This window comes from Shinella sp. NM-101, from assembly GCF_021401195.1.
Classification (GTDB): Bacteria; Pseudomonadota; Alphaproteobacteria; order Rhizobiales; family Rhizobiaceae; genus Shinella.
The window spans coordinates 39,972-61,300 of sequence record NZ_JACBFT010000013.1; the positions used below are offsets into that span (position 1 = coordinate 39,972).

The window sequence follows — 21,329 nt, forward strand, 5'->3', positions numbered from 1 at the left end:
CGGATATGGACGTCATCGACATCTCGAAACTCAAGCATGCGCGCCCGCTTCACCTCGGGCGCCTTGCAACCGCCGCCGTCCTGCTGGCCGCCGGGGCCTACATCGTGTACGCATTCGCGGTCGGCACCATCGACTGGCCGGTCGTCGGGGAATACATGTTCAGCGAGCGCATCATGAGGGGCGCGGTCACCACCGTCGTCATTTCGGTGATCGCCATGGCGATCGGCATCGTCATCGGTATCCTGACCGCCATCGCCCGTTCCTCGCGAAACATGGTGCTGTCCTCCGCCGCCATGTTCTACACATGGCTGTTCCGTGGCGCGCCGATGATCCTGCAGCTTCTGATCTGGTACAATCTGGCCCTCGTCTTTCCGACCATCGGCATTCCGGGCCTGTGGGAAGCCAAGACGGTGGTCGTCATGACGCCGCTCGCCGCGACCCTTATCGCACTCAGCCTCAACCAGGGCGCCTACACGTCCGAGATCATCCGCTCCGGCATGCTGGCCGTCGATATCGGCCAGTACGAGGCGGCCAAGTCGATCGGCATGACCTATTCCGACACGTTGCGCCGCATCATCCTGCCGCAGGCGATGCGCGTGGTCGTGCCGCCGCTCGGCAACGAGTTCATCGGCCTGCTGAAGGTGACGGCGCTTGCCAGCATCATCGGCTTCGGCGAACTGCTCGGAACGGCCCAGGACATCTATTACAGCAACGCCAAGATCATGGAGATGCTGTTCGTCGCCACCATCTGGTATCTGGTGATCGTATCCCTCCTTTCCGTCGTGCAGATGTGGATCGAAAAGCGTTTCGCGCGCGGCTTCGCAAACAGCGGGAGGCACGGATGAAACCCCTCGTATCGGCCGTCAGGCTCGGCAAGAAATTCGGCGATCACCAGGTCCTCCACGACATCAACATCGACATCATGCCGGGCGAGGTCGTCTGCATCGTCGGCCCCTCCGGATCGGGCAAGACCACGTTCCTGCGCTGCATCAACCAGCTCGAGACGATCGAGATGGGGGCGCTCTATCTCGACGGGGAACTGACCGGATACCGCGTCGAGAACGACGTCGTGCACCGCCTGACGGACAAGGAGATCGCCCGCCAGCGCCGGATCACCGGCATGGTGTTCCAGCGGTTCAATCTCTTCCCGCACATGACGGCGCTGGAGAACGTCATGGAAGGGCCGACGCGGGTCCTGCGGCAGGACCGGCAGGCCGCGCGGGACACGGCGATGGGCCTTCTTGCCCGCGTCGGGCTCGGCGACCGGGCCGACGCCTTTCCCAACAACCTGTCGGGCGGGCAGCAGCAGCGCGTCGCGATCGCCCGGGCGCTGGCGGTGCAGCCACGGCTGATGCTCTTCGACGAACCGACATCCGCTCTCGATGCCGAACTCGTCGGCGAAGTGTTAGGGGTCATGCGTGATGTCGCGGCGACAGGTATGACCATGGTCATCGTCACGCACGAGCTTAACTTCGCCCGCGAGGTGGCGGACAAGATCGTGTTTATGGCCGACGGGCGCGTGGTGGAGACCGGCCCGCCCGAGCAGGTCTTGGAAGACCCGCAGGAGGCGCGAACCAAAGCGTTCCTGGCGGCGGTCGTCAGCAAGAAGCAGGACGCCGCCTGAGCGGCGGCCGACCAAATGTCAACCTCACTTCGAAAGGACGTGCCGAGGCCTCGCCTCGGCAAACGACGCAGCCATGCCCGCCATCATCATCAAACCGGACCGTCTCCTTGCCGACCTGCACCGGCTCCGCACATTCGGAGCCTATAAAACCGGTGTCCATCGCCCGACCTATTCGGCGGAGGATATGGCGGCGCGCCGCTGGCTGGTGGCGCGCATGCAGGAGGCTGGCCTCTCGTCACGCATGGACGGGATCGGCAACATCGTCGGCGAAAACACCGCGGCGCGGCGGCGGCTGCTCGTTGGCTCGCATTCCGACTCGCAGAACCATGCCGGCTGGCTCGACGGTGCGATGGGCGTCATCTACGGATTGGAAATCGCTCGGGCATTCGTAGAGGCGGGCACGCCCGGCGGCGCGGGAGTGGACGCCGCCGTATTCGCTGACGAGGAGGCACATTTCGCGAGCTTTCTCGGCAGCCGCTCGGCGATCGGCGCTCTGGATGAAGACGAGATCGATAGCGCCCGAAACCTCACGACCGGGGAGACGCTGCGCGAGGCGCTTTCCGGTGCTGGCCTTGCCGATCTCGATCGGCGAGCTATCGATCCGTCCCAGTATCTCGGCTATCTTGAAGCCCATATCGAGCAGGGCGACGATCTAGAAGCGCGGGGATTGAAGCTCGGCGTCGTCACTTGCATCGTCGGCATTCATCAGTACCGCGTGCGGTTTTCGGGGGCCAGCAATCATGCGGGTACTACTCGCATGGCAATTCGCAGGGACGCGGGCGCGGCACTGGTTTCCTTTGCCCACGCAATTAACGAACGGTTCCGACAACTGGCGGCGGAGCGTACCGTCTGGACGGTCGGCAATATCAGGCTTGAGCCCGGCCAGGTGAGCATCATCCCAAATCATGCAGAAATGCTGCTGCAGGTGCGTGATGCCGACCCGGCGGTTCTTGCTCGGATGCGCGCGGCACTGGAGGATCTAGTGGCGTTTACAAGGCAGACCGGTCCTTGCGAGGTCGAGCTCGAACTTCTGGCGGAGAGCGAGCCGCACGAGATGAACTCCAATTTCCAGGATACGCTCGAAAGCGTCGCCTCCCGTATGGCGCCGAGGCAATGGCAGCGGATGCCGAGCGGCGCCGGACATGATGCTCAGATTCTGGCGCGCATCATGCCAGCGGGCATGCTGTTCGTTCCCAGCATCGGCGGCGTCAGCCATCATGTCGACGAAGACACACGGGAGGACGACATCGTGCTGGGCTGTGAGGTTCTGGCTGCAGGCTGCTGCCAAATTCTTGAAACTAATGGTGAAGCAACATGAAGAAGTTCGGTCAATTCGTCGTAGACTGCCTTGCCGATTACGGTGTCGAGTATGTCTTTGGCATTCCGGGGGTACATACAATCGAGCTCTACCGTGGGCTCACGGGCAGCGGAATTCGCCACGTAACCCCTCGACATGAACAGGGCGCAGGCTTCATGGCAGATGGATACGCTCGCGTTTCCGGAAAACCCGGAGTTTGCTTCATCATCACAGGGCCCGGCCTCACCAATATAGCCACGGCGATGGGCCAAGCTTATAGCGATTCTATCCCCATGCTGGTCATTTCGACTGTGAATTCCGCAGGCGCATTGGGATCGGGGGAGGGCCACCTTCACGAGCTGCCCGACCAGCGTCAACTCATGCGTCAGGTGACGGCCTTCAGTCATACCATTCATGACCCGAACGAATTCGAAACGGTCCTTGCCCGCGCGTTTGCTGCCTTCGATTCGTCACGCCCGAGGCCCATTCACATCGAAATACCCGTCGAAATGCTTGCGAGGGAAGTTGGTTTCGTGAGGCCATCTCACGGTCGTGTTTCGACCGCGCCTCCCGCAGCGCATGCGAAAGCAATCATCGAGGCCGCGCAGTACTTGAACAACTCGCAACGTCCGCTCTTAATCGCAGGCGGCGGTGCAACGGGAGCAGCGCGGGAAATCGACGACCTTGCATCTCGTCTGAAGGCCCCTGTCTTGATGACAATTAACGGCCGCGGAATTCTGGCGGCCGGACACCCGTTGGGCCTATCGATCAGCGCAGCGAGTCCAGCGGCACTGGACCTGATGGAAAGGGCTGATGTCATCCTTGCTATAGGAACGGAACTTGGTCCGACGGACTTCGATGAAACGCTGAAATCCCGCCGTTATCTTGGTGAGAAGCTCGTAAGGATCGATATCGATCCGGAACAGCTGATGCGGTCTTTGCGACCCGCGATCCGGCTCGTCGGCGACAGCAAGGCTACAATAGAGGCGCTAAACCCGGCAGTGCAACCGCGCGAGGCTGATGGCTGGGGCCAGACGGCAGCTTCAAGTGCCCGGGACGCCCTGGCGAGCGAGCTTACCGCTGCCCAGCGGGTACAAATCACAATGCTCGAAACACTTCGCGACACACTTCCAGGCGTCGTAATCGTCGGGGATTCCAACCAGCCAGTATATGCGGGCTGCATGGGCTTCGAGGCCGCGGCTCCAAGAACTTTTTTCAATTCTGCAACAGGTTATGGGACATTGGGCTACGGGCTCCCGGCAGCTTTAGGGGCGAAAATCGCCGCTCCCGAACTGCCGGTCGTAGCACTCATGGGCGATGGCGGATTGCAGTTCACACTTGCAGAATTGGGAAGTGTGACAGAGCAGGGTGCGCCCATGATCCTGGTCCTCTGGAACAACAACGGTTACCATGAGATCGAAAAGGCCATGGTGCGCGCGGACATCGATCCGCTCGGCGTCAGGATTTTTACGCCCGATTTCAAGTCAATCGCCACGGCGTTCGATTGGCAGCATGAGACGGCAAGCAACGTCACTGAACTCTCGAAGATCGTTAGGAACGCGGCGGCAACAAGATCGCGTATCGTCGTCGAACTCGATGAGGCGGCCTTTCGTCTCTGAGAGGCATCAGAGTGAATTGCCCGCGGTTTGACTAAAATCCCGCTTCTTGGGAAATCCGGGGGTGACAAGCGGGAGGAGAAGCGCTGTCCTTAAAGGCAAGCGCGCCCCGCTGTGCGGATGTTGGTGGAGCGTGCATCTGAGCACCCTGCGGACAGATCGACCACCAACAAGCGATGATTTCCTCGGTCGCCGAACAGGGTACTGATTGCGATACTGCTAAGAAGCCGCACCCTTGCCGATATTGTTGTGAATTCGGTCGCTCAAGCTGCTCCTTCGCTGCATTCGCCGCGCCTGCCGCTCTTCGCCGTAATCTCGACAGCGTCACGGATAGCCTTTGCCGACATTCCATATCACGCGTAACGGCCGCGGCCGTTACGCGTGATCTCGGTGTGCCCGTCAAATACCCGAAGCAGCCGTCTCTCAGCCGAACCCAGGCCGTGCGGTCGTTTAGATTACAGGCTGATCAATCGAGCGTCAGTCGTCGATCAGGTCGATAAACCATTCGCAAATATTAGTCGAATCGTTGGAATAAGCGTGAGACGCTTGTATGCGAAGGCGCTGGGCGCCGGTGCCCGGGATGGTCACGACGATACTGTTGGAGTAAGCGCCTTGCCCTTGGGTGCGCATCGCGAGATAGCGGCCGTCGTCCCAGTTCACGCCATCCCTGGAATAGTACAGGACGAAATGCCCCTTGCCTTGGACGGGGCCGTAGGATCCGCTGCGGCCGTGTAGGAAATAGCCGCCCTTGAAGGCGATCATCTGCGGATTTCTGATCCGTTTGGCGAAACGGCTTTTCTGCGGCGCGCTCCAGTTCCCGCCCTGATCGCTAGAAATGCAGTAATCGAGGTATTCCTCGTCGCGCTTGTGATAGACATAGGCGATGAGACGACCGTCGTTGAGCGCGCAAAGCGTGCCGTAGCCGCGGCCCAGCGTGTTGAACGGCAAGTCGCTGACTTCCGTGAATGTGGAGCCATCGTCATGGCTGGCGTAGAGCGTATAAATGTGTTCGTCCGTCGTGCCGCAGAAGTCCACCACGGCGTCGTTGCGGAATTTCAAGGCATAGATTGCGCCATCCAGATAGAACGCACCGTAGACGCGCCCTTTCTCGACGCCGATCTCGACCGGATCGCTCCAGGTCAGCCCGTCATCAGTGCTGCGGGTGGAGGTCGGAACCAGATAGGGTTCCCAAAGGGCGTCGACGGAGATATCGCTGATCAGATGGAACAAAACGATTGTGCCATTGTCGGTGAGGATCCCCTTCTCGGTGAAAATCGCGGAGCCTGTTTTGTTTAGGTAGTTCTGCTGAGAATAGGCGAGGGGCTCAGGCGCGCTCCAGCTTTGGCCGCCGTCGGAGGAGCGTTTGTATTCCATCCAGCCGGCCGCTGAATGACCGGACGTGCCGTGGCGGCCCGGATCGTCGGAGCTGCAGCTGGGATAGAAGGCGAAGACCTCGCCATCGTGACGCTGGAACGCGGCGTGGCCCAGATGGCCGCTGCGTCCGGTTTTTTCATGGTCCACGAACAGCCTCAGCTCACCAGCCTGAGGGGTGACCGCAAAACTATTGAAAGACGGGGGAGAGACAGAGACGGCCATAGAGGCTCCTTGGAAAGATTAATTTCAATGGCGCTGTGCTTGTGGTGCTTGTGCCATTTGTTCGATTATATCGCGCAAGCGCCGGCGCTGCCGACAGAAGCTGGCGCGTGAAGTCGTGCTGCGGCGTGGGGAAGACGTCTGACAACGGTCCGGCTTCCAGTCACCTTCCATTCTTCTTGACGATCAGATGGCCGCCGAGAGGCCGCACCACTATGAGGTCGCGCGTGATGAAGAGATAGGAGACCTTTCCTCCAGCTGCAGGCGCAGCAGAAGATCGAGCACCGCCGTCTGAACAGATAGGTCGAGCGCCGAGGTCGGTTTGTCGCAGACGATGACGCGTGGCTTGCCGGCGTAAGCGCGGGCGATGGCAATGCGCTCCTTTTCGCCCCCAGTTGACTTGGAAACCGCCTGGTATAATCAGCCTCCACCTGAACCGCCTCCAGCATTTCTGCAACGCGAGTGTCCGTGCGTCTGAGGGGCAACTCCCGTAAAGCTGCATGGGGCGCTTGAGAATTTGCGCTACCGTATGCGCGGATCGAGCGAAGCGTCCGGGTTTTGGTAAATCGGCCGCACAGCCCGCCGGTCGGCACGGGAGCGCCCGCGCGAATCCATAGGCAGAGACGAATTGCCGAGAGAAATCTTGGCCTCATTGGCGTCGATCAGCCTTGTCACGTTCCGGCGAGGGTGGTTTTCCGGGATCCGCTCTCGACGACGACTGGACGGTCTCGCCCTGCGCCAGCCGGAAGCCGACACGATCGACTGCGGTTAGGGTACTTACATGGCGTGATTTTGCAGTTCGTTGCTGCTCCGCCGGATCTTTTCCTCTTGTTCGTCTGATCCCATCGTGTCCTCCGTATGGCGCATCCCTCGCGCTCCTTTTTATCCGCATAAAGAACGATGGCCTATAAAAATAAGGCTAATCGTTTTCGACCCTTGCTCAAGGTAAAGTTCTAATGCCTGGGTGGTTCTACTCGCTCATCATCGACTCGCTGAAGCCGGCTTAAAGTCGGTGGGTTGAAGCCCGGGAGCATCGACAATGCCGCGGGCTCGACAAGCGCGCCGTGATGCCCAATGACGATGGAGGCGACATGGGCGGCGTGTTGCGCCGCCTCCACCGAACTACCAAGCGCGGTGAAGCGTGCCAGGAAGGCACCGTTGAAGCTGTCCCCCGCACTGGTGGAATCGACGACCGCGACAACCGGCATCGCCTCGATCCGGCAGATTACCCCGTGGTCACTCATTACGATGTCCCTGTTGCCATTCTTGACGACGACCCGGTCCACACCAAGCGCTTGGTAGCGGGCGATAGTCGCCTGTGGGTCAGGATCGCCGAAATGAAGCTTCTCGTCGTCGAAGCTGGGCAATAGGAGATTCGATACGCTCGCCGCCTGCGAAATCGATCGGTGCAGGGTTTCCGCATCTTCCCACAACCGCGCGCGGATATTCGGATCGAAAGCTATGGTGCATCCCCGCAGGCGTGCTTCCCGCAGAACGCGCAGCAGGTTCCGCCGGCCCGGTGGTGGCAGAATGGCGAGCGTGATACCGGAAAAGAAAATCGCGTCGGCGACGCCGATGGCTTCCTCGAGCCAGTCCGCATCGTCCGCAAGCCGGCGGGCCGCGGCGTTCGAGCGCCAGTAGGAGAAGCTGCGCTCGCCCTTGTCGAGATGAATCATGTACAGTCCGGGCAGCATATCCGTCAGACGCCGTATGCCCGCCGTGCCTATGCCGTTTTGCCCGATGAAGCGCTCCATCTCCAGCGAAAGACCGTCGGTTCCGATGGCCGAGACATAGTCGACTGTCCAGCCGGGTGGAGAGAAGAGGCGGGCGTAATAGGCGGTGTTCAGGCTGTCGCCGGCGAAGGACTGCACGATGCCGCCATCCCCCGACGGCCTGAGTTCAACCATGCACTCGCCGATCGAGACCATGCGGCCTGCCGCACCCGCGCCCTTTCTCATGACGCGCACCCGTCGGAAGCGGGATGGACGGCTCGCCAGTGCGAGGCAATGTCGATCCGCCGCGTCACCCACACGTCTTCCAGTGTTGTGACGTGATCGAGAAAGCGCTCGAGATCGGCGGCACGTCCAGGCTTTCCGGCAATCCGGCAGTGCAGGCCCACATTCATCATCTTCGGCTGGGTCCGCCCCTCCTGGCGCAGGAGGTCGCAAGCCCGGGTCAGGTATGTAGCGAAATCCTGTGCCTGCAGTCCGAAGCCGTTAACGTACCGCCCGTCATTGTTGTCGAGCGTGTAGGGCACCACGAGTTGAGGTTTGCCATTGTCGCTGACCCAGTATGGAAGGTCATCCGAAAAGGAATCCGAATCGTAGGCGAAACCACCGATCTCGGACAGGATGCGCCGGGTGTTCACGCTCATCCGGCCCGTATACCATCCCTGCGGCCGCTCGCCGGTGGCTTCCGTGTGGATGCGGATCGCCTCGATAATCTGCCGGCGTTCCTCGGCCTCTGGCATGTCGGCATAGTTGATCCACTTAAGGCCATGCGAAGCGATTTCCCATCCAGCATCCTTCATGGCTGCGACCGCGGCCGGATTTTTCCGCAGGGCATTGGCAATGCCGAACACGGTGACAGGAAGACCACGCTCGGTCATAAGGCGATGCAGCCGCCAGAAACCGGCGCGGCTGCCGTATTCATATTGGGATTCAACATTGATGTTGCGTTGCCCGGCAAGCGGCAAGGTCGGCTCTTCCGTGAGGAAGGCCTCGGAGCCGCCGTCGCCGTCGAGGACGCAGTTTTCCCCGCCTTCCTCGTAATTGATGACGAACTGGATAGCCAGCCGTGCGCCGTTCGGCCACTGCGGGTCAGGCGGTCGCCCGGCAAATCCGAGCAGGTCGCGGTGGGGCTTGAGAGGTGATGTGGACATCCCGATCTCCTCAATAGGCCAGGCGATGAAGGCCGGCTGCGAGCACCTCGATGCCGGCGACGATGTCTTCGATGGATGAAAACTCGTCCGGAGTGTGGCTGCGCCCGTCCTTGCTGCGTACGAAGATCATCGCCACCTTGGCAATCTTCGCCATCTGCTGCGAATCATGACCGGCACCGCTTGCCATCAGCATCGTCGGCACTCCCTGCGTATCGGCCGCCGCCCTGAGAGTCGAAACAAGCGTCGGATCGGAAGGGCAGGCCGGGTGGTCGATCATGATCTTCCAGCTGATCTCCAGGTTACGTCGTTTCGCCACCTCCCGCATGAAGGCCTCATGGGTGTCGTAGAGTTTCTGGCACAGATCCGGATCGGGGTGGCGCGCGTCCAGCGTGAAGGTCACGCTGTCCGGGATGATGGCCGTTGCGTTGGGTTTCACATGCACGCGCCCGACCGTCGATACGGCGGGACGGCCCCAGCGATGGGCGGTATCAACCACGCCAGAGACTATCTCGGCGAAACCCGCCATGGGATCGCGGCGCAGGTCCATCGGGAACGCGCCCGCATGGTTCTGTGTGCCACGCAGTTCGATTTCGTAGTGGCGGATTCCGGTAATGCCGGTCACCACGGCAATCGGCAGATTCGCGTGTTCGAGGATCGGACCCTGTTCGATATGCAGTTCAACGAAACTGTCGATATCGGCGCGCCTGGCCTCCGGAATGAGCGCCGGATCGAGGCCCACCTCTCGCATGGCGCTGGAGATCGTCTCGCCGCCGAAGCCGATGGTCGTCTCCGGATCGTCGGTCCGGATGCCGCCGGTGATGGCGCGCGAACCCCAGAAATTGGCGGAGGGGAACCGGCTCGATTCCTCTTCGCAGAACGCGACGCATTCCAACGTGCGCTTCGGCTGGCCGAACTGTTCCTTCAACGCCTTCAGCGCAATCAGCGCCGCAAGCGCGCCAAGGATCCCGTCGTAGCGCCCGCCTGGCGTCTGTGAATCGATGTGTGAACCCGAAACGATCGACTTGCCCGGCTCGCTTCCTCCCAGCCGGCCCCAGACATTGCCGACACTGTCCATCTTCGCGGTCAGGCCGGCCTCCTCGCACCAGCGGGCGTAAAGCTTCGTCGCCTCCACCCATTCCGGGGAATAGACCGTGCGGGAGACCCCGGTTCCACCGTCGGAACCGTGCTGGGCCATGTCGAGAATGAGCTTTTCGACGAAGGCAGGGTCTATGGTGATGCGGGGAGTGGCCGTCATTATTGTCTCCATTGACGTAAATCGGGGCTTCTGGCTTGGGATCGGGTAAGAAAGCCCCGCCACTTCCAGTGAAGGAGGAGGCGGGGCGCTCGGCGGCCCTTGGGAGGAGGGACTTCCGGAAACGGTCAGGGCTTCAGTGCAAAGACTTGGATCTCTACGAGCAGGCGGGGATCGGCGAGCGGCGCCTCCACGCAGGCCCGCGCGGGCGCGGCATCTGGCGCAACCCAAACGTCCCAGACGCTGTTCATAGCATCGAAATCTGTGCCGTGCTTCAGCCAGATATATGCATGGGTGATGGCGGCCTTACCGGTGCCAGCCTCGGCCAGCAAGGCATCGACGCGGGCGAGGATATTGGCGGTCTGCCCGGCAACGTCCAGGTCGCGATCCGAAGATACCTGCCCCGCAAGCACGACCATGGTGCCGCTCAGCGGGAATTCAACGACCTGACTCATACGGTTGCTGCTGTGATGGCGAATGATGGACATGCAAATTTTCCTGTTGTCGTGGGAGAGATCCAGCTATTACGAGCGGATGGGGAAGACGCGGGGCGACATCGCTTCGATAGAGCGGCCGGCCCAATCGCGCGTCGGTGCGTTGGCGATGACCTCGCGTTGCGCCCTGCGCAGCATTTCGATGTCTTCATCGATTTCGAAGGCCGCAAGCTGCCCGTCGGCAACCAGCTTCACCCCGTCCACGTAGACGTCACGGATAGCTCTGTCGTTTGCAGAATAGACCAGGCTCCGCAGCGGCTCGTAATCGGGCTGCATGTAAGGATTGGTCATGTCGACGATCGAAAAATCGGCCTTGCAGCCGGGGGCCAGCCGGCCGAGATCGGGTCGGCGTATAATGTCGGCGCCTCCAGATGTCGCAGCCGTGAACGCCTCCGCCGTGCTCGCGGCGGTAAAGCTGCCCGCGACGATGCGCCCGGCATAGCAGGCCATCCGCAGCTCATCGAGCATGTTGTGCGGGAAGGTGTCCGTGCCGATGCCGCAACGAATTCCCGCCTGCCGGTAGCGGTGCAGCGTGTTCATGGCGATGCCGCGCCGCGCGAAAACCACCGGGCAATGCGCGACCTGGGCGCCGCTGTCACGGAGCACCGCGAAGTCGTCCGCGTGGGGATAGTGCAAGAAAGGGTGGTCGTTGAGAAAGATGCCGTGACCGATCACCGTATCCTCGCCAAGCGCCCCGATCTTCTCCAGCCAGCCGATGGGCGTCTCGCCGTAGCGCCTCAGGATTTCCTGAAATTCGATGACGGACTGGGCCGCATGGATCTGGATCGGCTGCCCGCGCTCGCGCGCCGCCGCCAACGCATCCCGGATCTGGCCCTCGCTGCAGGTATCGACCTGGGCAGGCGCGATGAAGCCCTGGATGCGGCCGCTGGCATGACCGGACGCTTCGTCCGCTGCTGCAATCGCCTCGCGAAGCAGACGGTCGCCCCGCGCGAAATCCAGATCGTAGCCGACCGAATGCCCGTCCTTCGTATACCAGGGACCTGAGCGGAACATCGTCCAGAGGACCGCCCGGATACCCATTGCGGCGTAGTCCTCGGCCCATCCTTCCCGTGGGCCGCCAAGATCGCAGATTGTCGTGACGCCGCTCTTCAGCAGTTCGGAAACCGCCACGCGGCAGGCGTGACGCGCATATTCCGGGGCGACGTTGAAGACGGGCATGAACTCGTAGAGCGAGCTTTGCCCCAGCTTCGGGCTGCCGAGTTCCTCCAGCATACCCTTCCAGCCGGGTTCGTGGCCGGGATGGCTGTGGAGATTGACGAAACCGGGCATGACCATTCGCCGTCTGCCGTCTATCTCTACATCGAACGGGCCGTCATATGACTTGCCTACATGCACTATGCGATTTCCAGTAAAGGCGAAATCGCCATCGTTCTCATAGACATGCGAAGCGCTTGCGGCATCCCAGGCAACCAACCACTCGCAATTGCGGATAACGGTGATCGACGGCTTCGTTTCAGTCATTTGCGTTCCGTATAAAGAATTGTGTTCTATTTACGGGAACGATAGTCGCTTTCATTGTTTTGTCAACCACACAATCGCGGCGTATTGCGCCCTCGAATTCGCCGAAAAATTATCTTGACAATCGCCCGCCGCGTCGTGACCATGATCCATATTAAGAATTCTATTCTTTATGCGGAACGTAAGCTATGGCTGCTCTGGACGGAGTAACAAGGATTATTCGCCGTGCCCATTGCGTCGTCTCTTGGGATGACGAACAGGGCGGGCACGTCTATCTGCGCGACGCCGACATCGCCTTCGGTCGATCCATCGTGGCCATCGGAGACGATCTAGAGGCCGACGGGGCGGAGGTGCTGGACGGGCAGGGCTTTATGGTCATGCCGGGTCTGGTCAACATCCATTCGCATCCTGGAGAGGAGCCGCTGAACAAGGGGCTTTGGGACGAGGTCGGCAGTCCCGGCTTCTATAATACCTCCCTTTACGAATATCTGATGGTGCTCGACCGCGATCTGGCCAGCACGCAGGCAGCATATCGCGTCGCCTTCGCCGAATTGCTGAGGAGCGGCGTCACCACGATCTGCGACCTCGCGGTGCCGACGGAGGGATGGCTGGATGTGATCGCCGCGACCGGCATCCGCGCCTGTGTCGCGCCGATGTTCCGCCAGGCGCGCTGGGTGACGGACAACGGGCACAGGTTGGATTATGCCTGGGACATCGCGAGGGGACGCGAAGGCTTCGAGCGGGCCGTTGCCGAAATTGCGCAGGCGGCGCGGCATCCCTCCGGTCGCCTCTTCGGTATGATGGCGCCTTCCCAGATCGATACCTGCGACGAAGAGCTGCTGCGGGATGCGCATGCGGAAGCCGTCCGCCTCGACATTCCCTTCCAGACCCATGCGGGGCAGTCGCTGACCGAGTTTCACGAGATGACGCGCCGTCATGGACTGACGCCAATCGGCTTCATGAAAAAGATCGGCATCCTGTCCGAGCGTACCATCATCGGGCACGGCATCTTTCTCGATCATCATCCTTGGGTGCATTGGCCGAAGACCGACGATCTCGGCAGTATCGCGAGCGCCGGCGCGACGGTTGCCCATTGTCCGACTGTTTTTGCGCGGCGGGGGATCATGCTCGACCATATCGGACTGTACCGCCAGCGGGGGGTCAACCTCGGTATCGGTACCGATGTCTATCCGAACAACATGCTGGACGAAATGCGGCTTGCGATCTACGCCGGCCGGCTCATGGCTAGCAATCCACGGGATGCGACGCTTGCCGATGTTTTCGCCGCCGCCACGGTTGGCGGAGCGAAAGCGCTGCGCCGTCCCGATATCGGCCGCATCGCACCGGGCGCCAAGGCCGATCTGGTGATGGTGGATTGCCGCGCACCCGTGATGCAGCCCTGCAGGGATCCCCTGCGCTCTCTCGTCTTCTCCGCCTCGGACCGAGCGGTCCGCCATGTCTTCGTCGATGGCGACCAGGTCGTGAAGGACGGCGTCGTGCTGACCGTCGACGAGGCGGAAGCGGCAGCAGCCCTTTACGAGGCGCAGTGCCGCGCCGTCAAAGGCGTGCCGCGCAACGATTGGGCCGGCCGCACCATCGACCAGCTCGCTCCACCCTCACATCGTTGGGCGTGACCCACCGTCTTGTTGAAAGGATATCTTCTCATGACCATCACCTCCCGCGTCCGGGCTCTGCCGGACAGCGCGCATTACCGTCCGGATCGCAGTTCATGAGACCGCTCAAGGAACATGTGATCATCGTAACCGGCGCCGCGCGCGGTATTGGCAAGACCATTGCCGAAACAGTTGCGCGCCAGGGCGGCCATGTCATCGTGACGGACATCTTGACGGACGGAGCGGAGGCGGTCGCGGCTGGCATCACTTCGTCCGGCGGATCGGCCACGGCCTTCACCCTGGACATCACCCGGCCGGAAGACGCCGAGGCCGTCGCCGGAAAGATTCTCGAGCGGTTCGGCCGCATCGACGGTCTCGTCAACAACGCGGCCCTGGATGCACCCCACGGCCGCGCCTGGGAGATCGGCACGGCCGAGTGGCGCCATGTGATCGAGGTGGATCTCAACGGCGCCTGGTATTGCTCCCGCGCCGTCATTCCGGCCATGCGGGCGCAGCGGCGCGGCCGGATCGTCTTCATCAGTTCGATTGCCGCCCGCATCGGCTCGCCGCATCTGTCGCCGGCCTATTCCACGGCAAAGGCGGGATTGATCGGACTGACCGTCTCGCTCTCGGCCCAGCTCGAATCCGACGGCATCCTCGTCAACGCCATCACGCCGGGGCCGACCGGCAATACGGGCGCCGCCTATTCCGAGGCCGGCCGCAAGGCTTATCTCGATGCGCATCCGCTCGGCTTCGGCGGACCGGAGCCGATCGCCAATGCGGTCGCGTTCCTACTCGGACCGGGATCAGGCTGGACGAGCGGCGCGGTCATGAACGTCAGCGGCGGACATTTCAGGGGAATCTGACCATGGCCATGGAAATGACGAGCGGATCAAAAAAGTCATACGCAGGTGAGCAAAACGCGGTTCGCTTCCGCGGTGTGAGCAAGCATTTCGGTGAAGGCGCCCATGCGCTGACGGTCATTCGCGATCTCAACCTGACGATCGGGAAGGGCGAGTTCTTCTCGCTGCTCGGCCCCAGCGGGTGCGGCAAGACGACGGCCCTGCGCATGATCGGCGGCTTCGAGCATCCAAGCGAGGGCGATGTGCTGCTGGACGGAGAGAGCATCATCGCCGTGCCGCCCTACCGACGCGACGTCAACATGGTCTTCCAGTCCTATTCGCTGTTCCCCCATATGGATGTCTATGAGAACATCGAGTACGGACTGCGCCGCAAGAAGGTCCCGCGCCAGGAACGGCGCAAGCGGATTGCCGATGTCGTCGCGCTCGCCCAACTCGACGACTACGTCTCGCGGCGTCCGAACCAGTTGTCCGGGGGGCAGCAGCAGCGCGTCGCGCTCGCGCGCGCACTGGTCAATCAGCCGAAGGTACTGCTGTTGGACGAACCACTCGCGGCGCTCGACGCGAAGCTTCGCGGCACGATGCAGGAGGAACTCCGCCGCATTCAGCGCGAGGTCGGTATCACCTTCGTTTTCGTCACTCATGACCAGCAGGAGGCTTTTGCCTTGTCGGACCGCGTCGCGGTAATGCGCGCGGGTCGTCTGGAGCAGGCCGGGACGCCACTGGAACTTTACAACCAGCCCGCCACCCGCTTCGTCGCCGATTTCGTCGGGCAGTCGAATTTCATCAGCGGACCGGTTTGCACCATGGCGCGTTGCTTTCTCGAACTGGGGCAGGAAGGGGACCGCGTCTTTCTCCCCGCGGAAGCGCCCGGCACGGCAGCCACGATCGTCGTTCGGCCGGAGCAGATCGCTTTGCATGCGGACCGGCCGGAATTGCAGGGTGAAAGCCTCTCCCGCCTCGCCGGGGTTGTGAGTGAAATCACGTTTCTGGGTTCGAAACACGTCCTCCGGATTAAGACATGTCTGCCGCAACCAATCCTGGTCGAGGCCAGCCATGGCGCTGTCAGCGCACTGGCCCCGGAACCGGGCCGTTCGCTCTGGCTCTCGTGGAGATCCGGTGACGGCGCGCTGCTCGCCGACTGAAGCGCCGAGACCATTCCCCAACATCGTCGGGGATGCGCGCATGTGCATCCGCGATCCTTCCCGCTTTGTCTTCGAAGAGGCAGATGCGGGCAAAAGCAAAGCCGGGGCAACCGGTCAACCGTCACTGAAACCTGAGAGGGACTGTCCATGACTGATAATCACAATGACATCCGCGTGCTTGCCTCCGCGGACTGGACCCGGCGCAATTTCTTGCGCCTCGCGGCCTTTGCCGGAGGCGTGGCCGCCCTGTCCATCAACGGCGTTGCCATCGCCGCCGACAAGGGGGATCTCGCCGAAAAAGCGCGCAGCCTGAAGGGTGATGCCGATCTGGGCGACACGCTATTCATCTATTCCTGGGCGGACTACGCCAACCCGGACGTGCTCGACGCCTTTTCCAAGGGCGCCGGTCCGCGCATCGAAATCGCCACCTTCGATTCCGTCGAAGCGGCCATCGCCAAGCTGGAAATCTCTGGCGGCTCCGCCGGCTACGACATCGTCGTCGTGGGCGATGCCTATGTGGAACAGATGATTAATCGCAAACTGATCCAGAAGCTAGATCATTCGAAGCTTCCGAATCTTGGAAACTTGCGCGACGAATTCCACAATCTGCCATTCGATCCCGGCAACCAGTACACCGTCATGAAGAATTTCGGCACGATCGGAATTCTCTACAACAACACCGTGATCAAGGAGCCGATCAAGAGCTGGGACGATTTCTTTCGGGTGGGCGCCTCCGAGGTTGCAAGCCGCCGTCTCTCCGTCCTCAACGACCAGCCGAGCGTCTTCGGTCTCGTCTTCTGGCGCGAAGGCAAGGACTATAACACGGGCGACGAGAAGCGCCTGAACGAAGCAAAGGATGTGCTGATGAGGGACCTTATCCCGCACCTCAAGGCATTCGACGCCAACCCTGTGCAGGGACTGCTGAACGGCGATTACGTGCTTAGCCAGGGCTATCTCGGCAGCTCGCGCCATATCTTCGAACAGGATCCCGACAGCTACACCTGGGTCTATCCGGAGCCGCAATGCGTGCTGTGGAGCGATCATTACGCGGTGCCGTCCGGCTCCAAGAGCACGGATGCCGCCCATGCCTTCATCAACTACATGCTGGATCCCGATGTGGCCGCGGCCGAAGTGGCCCATATCGGATACGACACTGGCGTAAAGGGTGTCATCGAGAAGCTGCCTGACGATCTCGTCCGCAAGGACATGATCGTGTTTCCCGAAGGGGTCACCGACCGCCTGATCTACCAGAAGGTGGAAGGCTCCAATCCCACGCTGCGCATCCAGATCTTCAACGAACTGAAGGCGGCGGCGGCACGCAATTAAAGCACCGTCAGCAGGAACCCGTTCGGGTTGACTGGACACGCAACCAGCACCCGCGTTCAGGCGATCTCGGCTGTACGCGGGATGCCCATCAGGTGGCGACTCCCGCCATCGGTCGATTTCCAAACAGATAGGGAGGCCCGCGAGTTGACCTCGATAACGGTCCAGGCAAATGCATTCTCCACTCTTGGAGGCCGGAAGGCAGCAGGCTTCAGCTTCGCCGTAGTGCTTCTGCCGTTCTTGCTGTACGCCGCTTTTTTCATCGCTCCCGTGGTCCTGATCGCCGTGCAGAGCCTGACGCCCTATGTCGTGGGCAGCAATGGCGGGCTGTCAGACGCAGGAGGCCTGACGCTCGACAATTATGCCGGCGTCTTCTCTCCCACCTTCCGTTTAGTCTTTACCGACAGCCTGCGCAATGCGCTGGCGGGGTCGCTGTTGTGCCTGCTGATCGGCTACCCGGTCGCCTATTTCATCAGCACCCGCTGTTCGGAACGCCTGAAGCCCTGGTTTCTCGTGCTGGTCATCCTGCCATTCTGGACGAGCTACCTGCTTCGCATGCTCGGCTGGCGCATTCTTCTTGGTGCCAATGGCGATATTTCCGCCGTCCTCCAGAGCCTGCACCTGCTTGCCCCCGGCCAGGGTCTTCTCTTCACCCAGGCGGCCGTGCTGCTCGGGCTGGTGTACAATTTCCTGCCGGTGATGATCCTGCCGATCTATGTATCGATCGAGCGCCTTTCGCGCGATCACCGGGACGCCAGCCGTGATCTCTACGCCCGGCCCTGGGAAACCTTCCTCAGTATCACGCTGCCGCTCACTTATCCCGGCATCATGGCCGGGATGACCGTGGTCTTCATCATGATGACCGGCGACTACGTGACGCCGGAGCTGATGGGCGGGGCCAAAGGCATGATGGTCGGAACACTGATCTATTCGCAGTTCCTGCAGGGAGAAAACTGGCCTCTGGCTTCCGCCATGTCGCTTTCGCTGGTTTTCGTTCTGGTGGTCGCGGTCCTGGCGATGAGCGCCGTTGGATCGGGTCTTCAGCGGCTTCCGACGCTCTTCAGAAAGGTGACCCGATGAGCACGTTCCGCACACTCCCGGCAAAGTCCGTCCTGCTTGGCGCCTGGTCGCTGTCCGTCGTCTTCTTCCTGTTGCTTCCCATCGTGACGGTCTTGGTCTATTCGTTTAACACCGGCAATTATCTGATCGCGTGGAAGGCTACGGGATGGCGCTGGTACTGGCGCATTCTCGAGGACGGCAATATCCTCGCCACACTGCGCACCAGCCTGACAGTCGCCGTTCTTTCCACGCTTCTCAGCCTAGTCGTCGGAGGAATGAGCGGCCTGATCCTCGGGCGCCGGCCCGCGGTCATCGCCTATCCACTGAGCCTGCTGTTGCTCACGATTATTTCCTTTCCCGAGATCGTGAAGGCGGTCGCCTATCTGACCTGGTTCGTCAAGATCGACCTGCAGATCGGAATCCTGCGTATCGCCATATCTCACGCGCTGTTCGGCAGCGCCATCGTCGCGTTCATCGTTCGCGCGCGGCTTTCCGGAATGGATGGCAGGATCGAGGAGGCGTCGGCCGATCTGGGCGCCACGCCCACGGTCACTTTCTTCACCGTGACGCTTCCCCTGCTCATGCCGGCTTTTCTGGTCGGTGGTCTTCTTGCCTTCACGCTGTCCTTCGACGACGTGATCGTCTCTCTATTCGTTGGCACGGCCAACAGTACGACCTTGCCCGTCTATATCCTTGCCTCGGTCAGGCAGGGCCTGAAGGGCGATATCGCCGCCGTCTCGGCCGTGATGTTCTGTCTCACGATTCTCGCCTTCACCTGCGCGGGCATCTATCTCGCCCGCACCGGCGCATCCCGGCGCGACACCGTCCTGATGCTCGCAGGCCAGAACGATGCGCATGCCGGACAATAACTCTTTCGCAAAAGACTGGAGAAACAACCGTGACCATCGATAAACCCGTTGCCCTCGTGACCGGCGCAGCCTCCGGCATTGGAGCCGCCACGGCGGCCGATCTGCTTGGAAAGGGCTACATTACCTATGCGCTCGACAGGGACGGCGCGATGCTGTCCCGCCTTGGACCGTCTGCCAACCTGCGATGCCTTACGGTGGACGTCGCGGACGAAGAGGCGCTGGCCGCGGCTGTCCGGCAGGTGATCGAGGCGGAAGGGCGGCTTAACGCCGTCGCCGCGGTGGCCGGCATCAGTCTGACGGCTTCGCTGACGGAAACGCGATCCGACGATTGGGATAAGGTGCAACGGGTTAACCTGCGCGCTGTCTATCTGCTGGGCAAACTGACCGCTCCGCATCTGGAAGCAACCGGCGCCGGCTCTTTCGTCGCCGTAGCCTCCGAACTCGGTACCGTCGGTCAACTGGGCCTTGCAGCCTACGGCGCCGCCAAGGCCGGGGTGATCAACCTGGTGCGGGTGATGGCGCTGGAATATGCGACCCGCGGCGTGCGCTTCAATGCTGTAGCGCCCGGCGGCGTCGCCACGCCGATGATGGAGCGGGAGCAGAAGCGGCTGGGCCTGACCGTCGACGACGCCGCGCGCAACATTCCGATGGCGCGGCTTGCCCGCCCGTCCGAGATCGCGTCGGTCATCGCCTTCCTTCTTGGACGTGAGGCGTCCTTCGTCACCGGCGCCACGTTCGTGGCCGACGGCGGATACACCGCGCGATAACGCCAGGACGCGCCGCGGACGGCGCGCCTGAAACTGCCAAGCAAGGGAGGAATTTGCGCGTGGACGCAGTTATTCAAAATGGAACGGTGGTGACGGCTAGCGATATGTTTCTCGCCGATATCGCCACCAGGGACGGGAAGATCACGGCGATCGCCGACCGGATCAAGCCGCCGCCGGACGTGCGCGTCATCAATGCGCGCGGCATGCTGATCATGCCCGGGGGCGTGGATGTCCACACCCATCTGCAGACGCCCGGCGTTCTCGCCGATACCGCGGATGACTTTTTCACCGGAACCGTAGCCGCTGCTCATGGGGGCACCACGAGTATCGTCAATTTCTGCCCGCAGATTCGCGGACAGGGTCTTCTTGCTTCGCTGGCCGAACATCGCCGGCTTGCCGATCCGAAAGCGGTCATCGATTTCGCCCTCCACAGCATCGTCGCCGATCCGTCGGAGAAGACGCTGTCCGAGCTGGGTGCGCTGCCGGCTGAGGGCGTGACCAGTTTCAAGCTGTTCATGGCCTACAAAGGCGACACGATGGTGGATGACGGGACCATGATCCGGGTGCTCGACGAAGCGGCGCGGCGCGGTGTCGTCGTCATGGTTCACGCGGAAAACGGCGATGCGGTCGAATTCCTGCGTGATCGCTTTGCCGCCGAGGGCAAGCTTTCGCCCCGCTATCATGCGCTCAGTCGCCCGCCGCGCGTGGAGGCGGAGGCGACCAATCGCGCGATCGCACTGGCGGAGATCGCAGGCGCGCCGCTGTATATCGTTCATGTCAGCTGTGCGGAAGCCCTTGAGGAAGTCCGGCGCGGACGGGCGCGCAAGGTCAATGTGCGGGCGGAGACCTGCAGCCATTACCTCCATATCACCGAGGAAGTGTTCGAACAGCCAGGTTTCGAAGGCGGCAAATATATCTACACGCCGCCTCCGCGCACCGCCGGCCAGCCCGATATCTTGTGGGAGGCATTGAGCTGTGGCGACCTCCAGGTCGTCTCGTCCGATCACGGGCCTTTCATGTTTAAGGGTGGCAAGGACATCGGCAGGGACGATTTCCGCCTGATCCCCAACGGAGCGCCGGGCATCGAAGAGCGCATGGTGCTGGTTTGGCAAGGCGTTGTGCGCGGATTGCTGACGCCGAGCCGTTTCGTCGATCTCGTCTCGACCACGCCGGCAAAGCTGTTCGGCCTCTACCCCGCCAAGGGCACGATCGCGATCGGGGCCGACGCGGATATCGTGGTGTGGGATCCGGCTGTCGAGCGCCGGCTCAGCGTCGATGCGCTTCATTCGGCGGTTGACTACACGATGTACGAGGGCAAGCAGGTCAAGGGCGGGGTCCACACGGTCCTGTCACGCGGGGACGTCATCATCGAGAACGGAATGTTCAGGGGCGCGCCTGGACGGGGCCGCTATATCATGCGCCAGCCCGCCAGCAGGGGCGCGGCGAGCGGTTAGCAT

Annotated in this window: 18 protein-coding genes; 12 read left to right on the top strand and 6 right to left on the bottom strand. The window is 61.8% G+C overall.

Going from position 1 to position 21,329, the window contains the following annotated elements:
- The first annotated feature begins 5 nt into the window (after positions 1 to 5).
- The 4 genes from L0976_RS21055 to L0976_RS21070 all read left to right on the top strand — a co-directional run bounded on the left by L0976_RS21055 (position 6) and on the right by L0976_RS21070 (position 4,540).
- Complete coding sequence (locus tag L0976_RS21055) at positions 6 to 845, top strand: amino acid ABC transporter permease (RefSeq protein WP_037408609.1); 840 nt, start codon at positions 6 to 8, stop codon at positions 843 to 845.
- Entirely contained in the window at positions 842 to 1,624 is a 783-nt protein-coding gene (locus L0976_RS21060; protein ID WP_234189172.1) for an amino acid ABC transporter ATP-binding protein, read from the top strand. Before L0976_RS21055 ends, L0976_RS21060 begins: the two co-directional genes overlap by 4 nt.
- Positions 1,625 to 1,697: 73 nt before the next feature.
- Positions 1,698 to 2,942, top strand: a complete 1,245-nt coding sequence (locus L0976_RS21065; RefSeq protein WP_023513057.1) for a hydantoinase/carbamoylase family amidase — start codon at positions 1,698 to 1,700, stop codon at positions 2,940 to 2,942.
- A complete protein-coding gene (locus L0976_RS21070; RefSeq protein WP_234189173.1) occupies positions 2,939 to 4,540 on the top strand; it encodes a 5-guanidino-2-oxopentanoate decarboxylase in 1,602 nt (533 codons plus the stop codon). Before L0976_RS21065 ends, L0976_RS21070 begins: the two co-directional genes overlap by 4 nt.
- A gap of 474 nt (positions 4,541 to 5,014) precedes the next feature.
- On the opposite strand, the gene L0976_RS21075 is transcribed toward L0976_RS21070, so the two are convergent.
- The 6 genes from L0976_RS21075 to L0976_RS21100 form a co-directional block, all read right to left on the bottom strand.
- Positions 5,015 to 6,133 (bottom strand): sialidase family protein, encoded by a 1,119-nt coding sequence (locus L0976_RS21075; protein ID WP_234189174.1) that lies wholly within the window; start codon positions 6,131 to 6,133, stop codon positions 5,015 to 5,017.
- A 950-nt stretch (positions 6,134 to 7,083) separates the two neighbouring features.
- Positions 7,084 to 8,058 (bottom strand): sugar kinase, encoded by a 975-nt coding sequence (locus L0976_RS21080; RefSeq protein ID WP_063832228.1) that lies wholly within the window; start codon positions 8,056 to 8,058, stop codon positions 7,084 to 7,086.
- A 26-nt stretch (positions 8,059 to 8,084) separates the two neighbouring features.
- A complete protein-coding gene (puuE, locus tag L0976_RS21085; protein WP_023513048.1) occupies positions 8,085 to 9,011 on the bottom strand; it encodes an allantoinase PuuE in 927 nt (308 codons plus the stop codon).
- 10 nt (positions 9,012 to 9,021) lie between these two features.
- Entirely contained in the window at positions 9,022 to 10,206 is a 1,185-nt protein-coding gene (locus L0976_RS21090) for a hydantoinase/carbamoylase family amidase (RefSeq protein ID WP_234189175.1), read from the bottom strand.
- A 185-nt stretch (positions 10,207 to 10,391) separates the two neighbouring features.
- Positions 10,392 to 10,751, bottom strand: a complete 360-nt coding sequence (locus L0976_RS21095) for a RidA family protein (RefSeq protein WP_023513046.1) — start codon at positions 10,749 to 10,751, stop codon at positions 10,392 to 10,394.
- A 36-nt stretch (positions 10,752 to 10,787) separates the two neighbouring features.
- Entirely contained in the window at positions 10,788 to 12,053 is a 1,266-nt protein-coding gene (locus L0976_RS21100; protein ID WP_234189176.1) for an amidohydrolase family protein, read from the bottom strand.
- 371 nt (positions 12,054 to 12,424) lie between these two features.
- Here L0976_RS21100 and L0976_RS21105 point away from each other — a divergent pair, with 371 nt between their 5' ends.
- The 8 genes from L0976_RS21105 to hydA all read left to right on the top strand — a co-directional run bounded on the left by L0976_RS21105 (position 12,425) and on the right by hydA (position 21,326).
- On the top strand, positions 12,425 to 13,870 hold the full coding sequence (locus L0976_RS21105; RefSeq protein ID WP_234189177.1) for an amidohydrolase family protein: 1,446 nt from the start codon (positions 12,425 to 12,427) through the stop codon (positions 13,868 to 13,870).
- 95 nt (positions 13,871 to 13,965) lie between these two features.
- The gene (locus L0976_RS21110; protein ID WP_234189178.1) at positions 13,966 to 14,715 is read left to right on the top strand and encodes an SDR family NAD(P)-dependent oxidoreductase; all 750 of its coding nucleotides are present in this window, start codon (positions 13,966 to 13,968) and stop codon (positions 14,713 to 14,715) included.
- 2 nt (positions 14,716 to 14,717) lie between these two features.
- The gene (locus tag L0976_RS21115; protein ID WP_234189179.1) at positions 14,718 to 15,854 is read left to right on the top strand and encodes an ABC transporter ATP-binding protein; all 1,137 of its coding nucleotides are present in this window, start codon (positions 14,718 to 14,720) and stop codon (positions 15,852 to 15,854) included.
- A gap of 147 nt (positions 15,855 to 16,001) precedes the next feature.
- Positions 16,002 to 17,180 (top strand): PotD/PotF family extracellular solute-binding protein, encoded by a 1,179-nt coding sequence (locus L0976_RS21120; protein ID WP_023513041.1) that lies wholly within the window; start codon positions 16,002 to 16,004, stop codon positions 17,178 to 17,180.
- 144 nt (positions 17,181 to 17,324) lie between these two features.
- Positions 17,325 to 18,257 (top strand): ABC transporter permease, encoded by a 933-nt coding sequence (locus tag L0976_RS21125; protein ID WP_023513040.1) that lies wholly within the window; start codon positions 17,325 to 17,327, stop codon positions 18,255 to 18,257.
- Complete coding sequence (locus L0976_RS21130) at positions 18,254 to 19,105, top strand: ABC transporter permease (protein WP_023513039.1); 852 nt, start codon at positions 18,254 to 18,256, stop codon at positions 19,103 to 19,105. The genes L0976_RS21125 and L0976_RS21130 overlap by 4 nt, the downstream gene beginning before the upstream one ends.
- Positions 19,106 to 19,134: 29 nt before the next feature.
- Positions 19,135 to 19,872, top strand: coding sequence for an SDR family NAD(P)-dependent oxidoreductase (locus L0976_RS21135; RefSeq protein ID WP_023513038.1), 738 nt, complete (start codon positions 19,135 to 19,137; stop codon positions 19,870 to 19,872).
- 59 nt (positions 19,873 to 19,931) lie between these two features.
- Entirely contained in the window at positions 19,932 to 21,326 is a 1,395-nt protein-coding gene (gene hydA / locus L0976_RS21140; protein WP_023513037.1) for a dihydropyrimidinase, read from the top strand.
- The last annotated feature ends 3 nt before the right edge of the window (positions 21,327 to 21,329 follow it).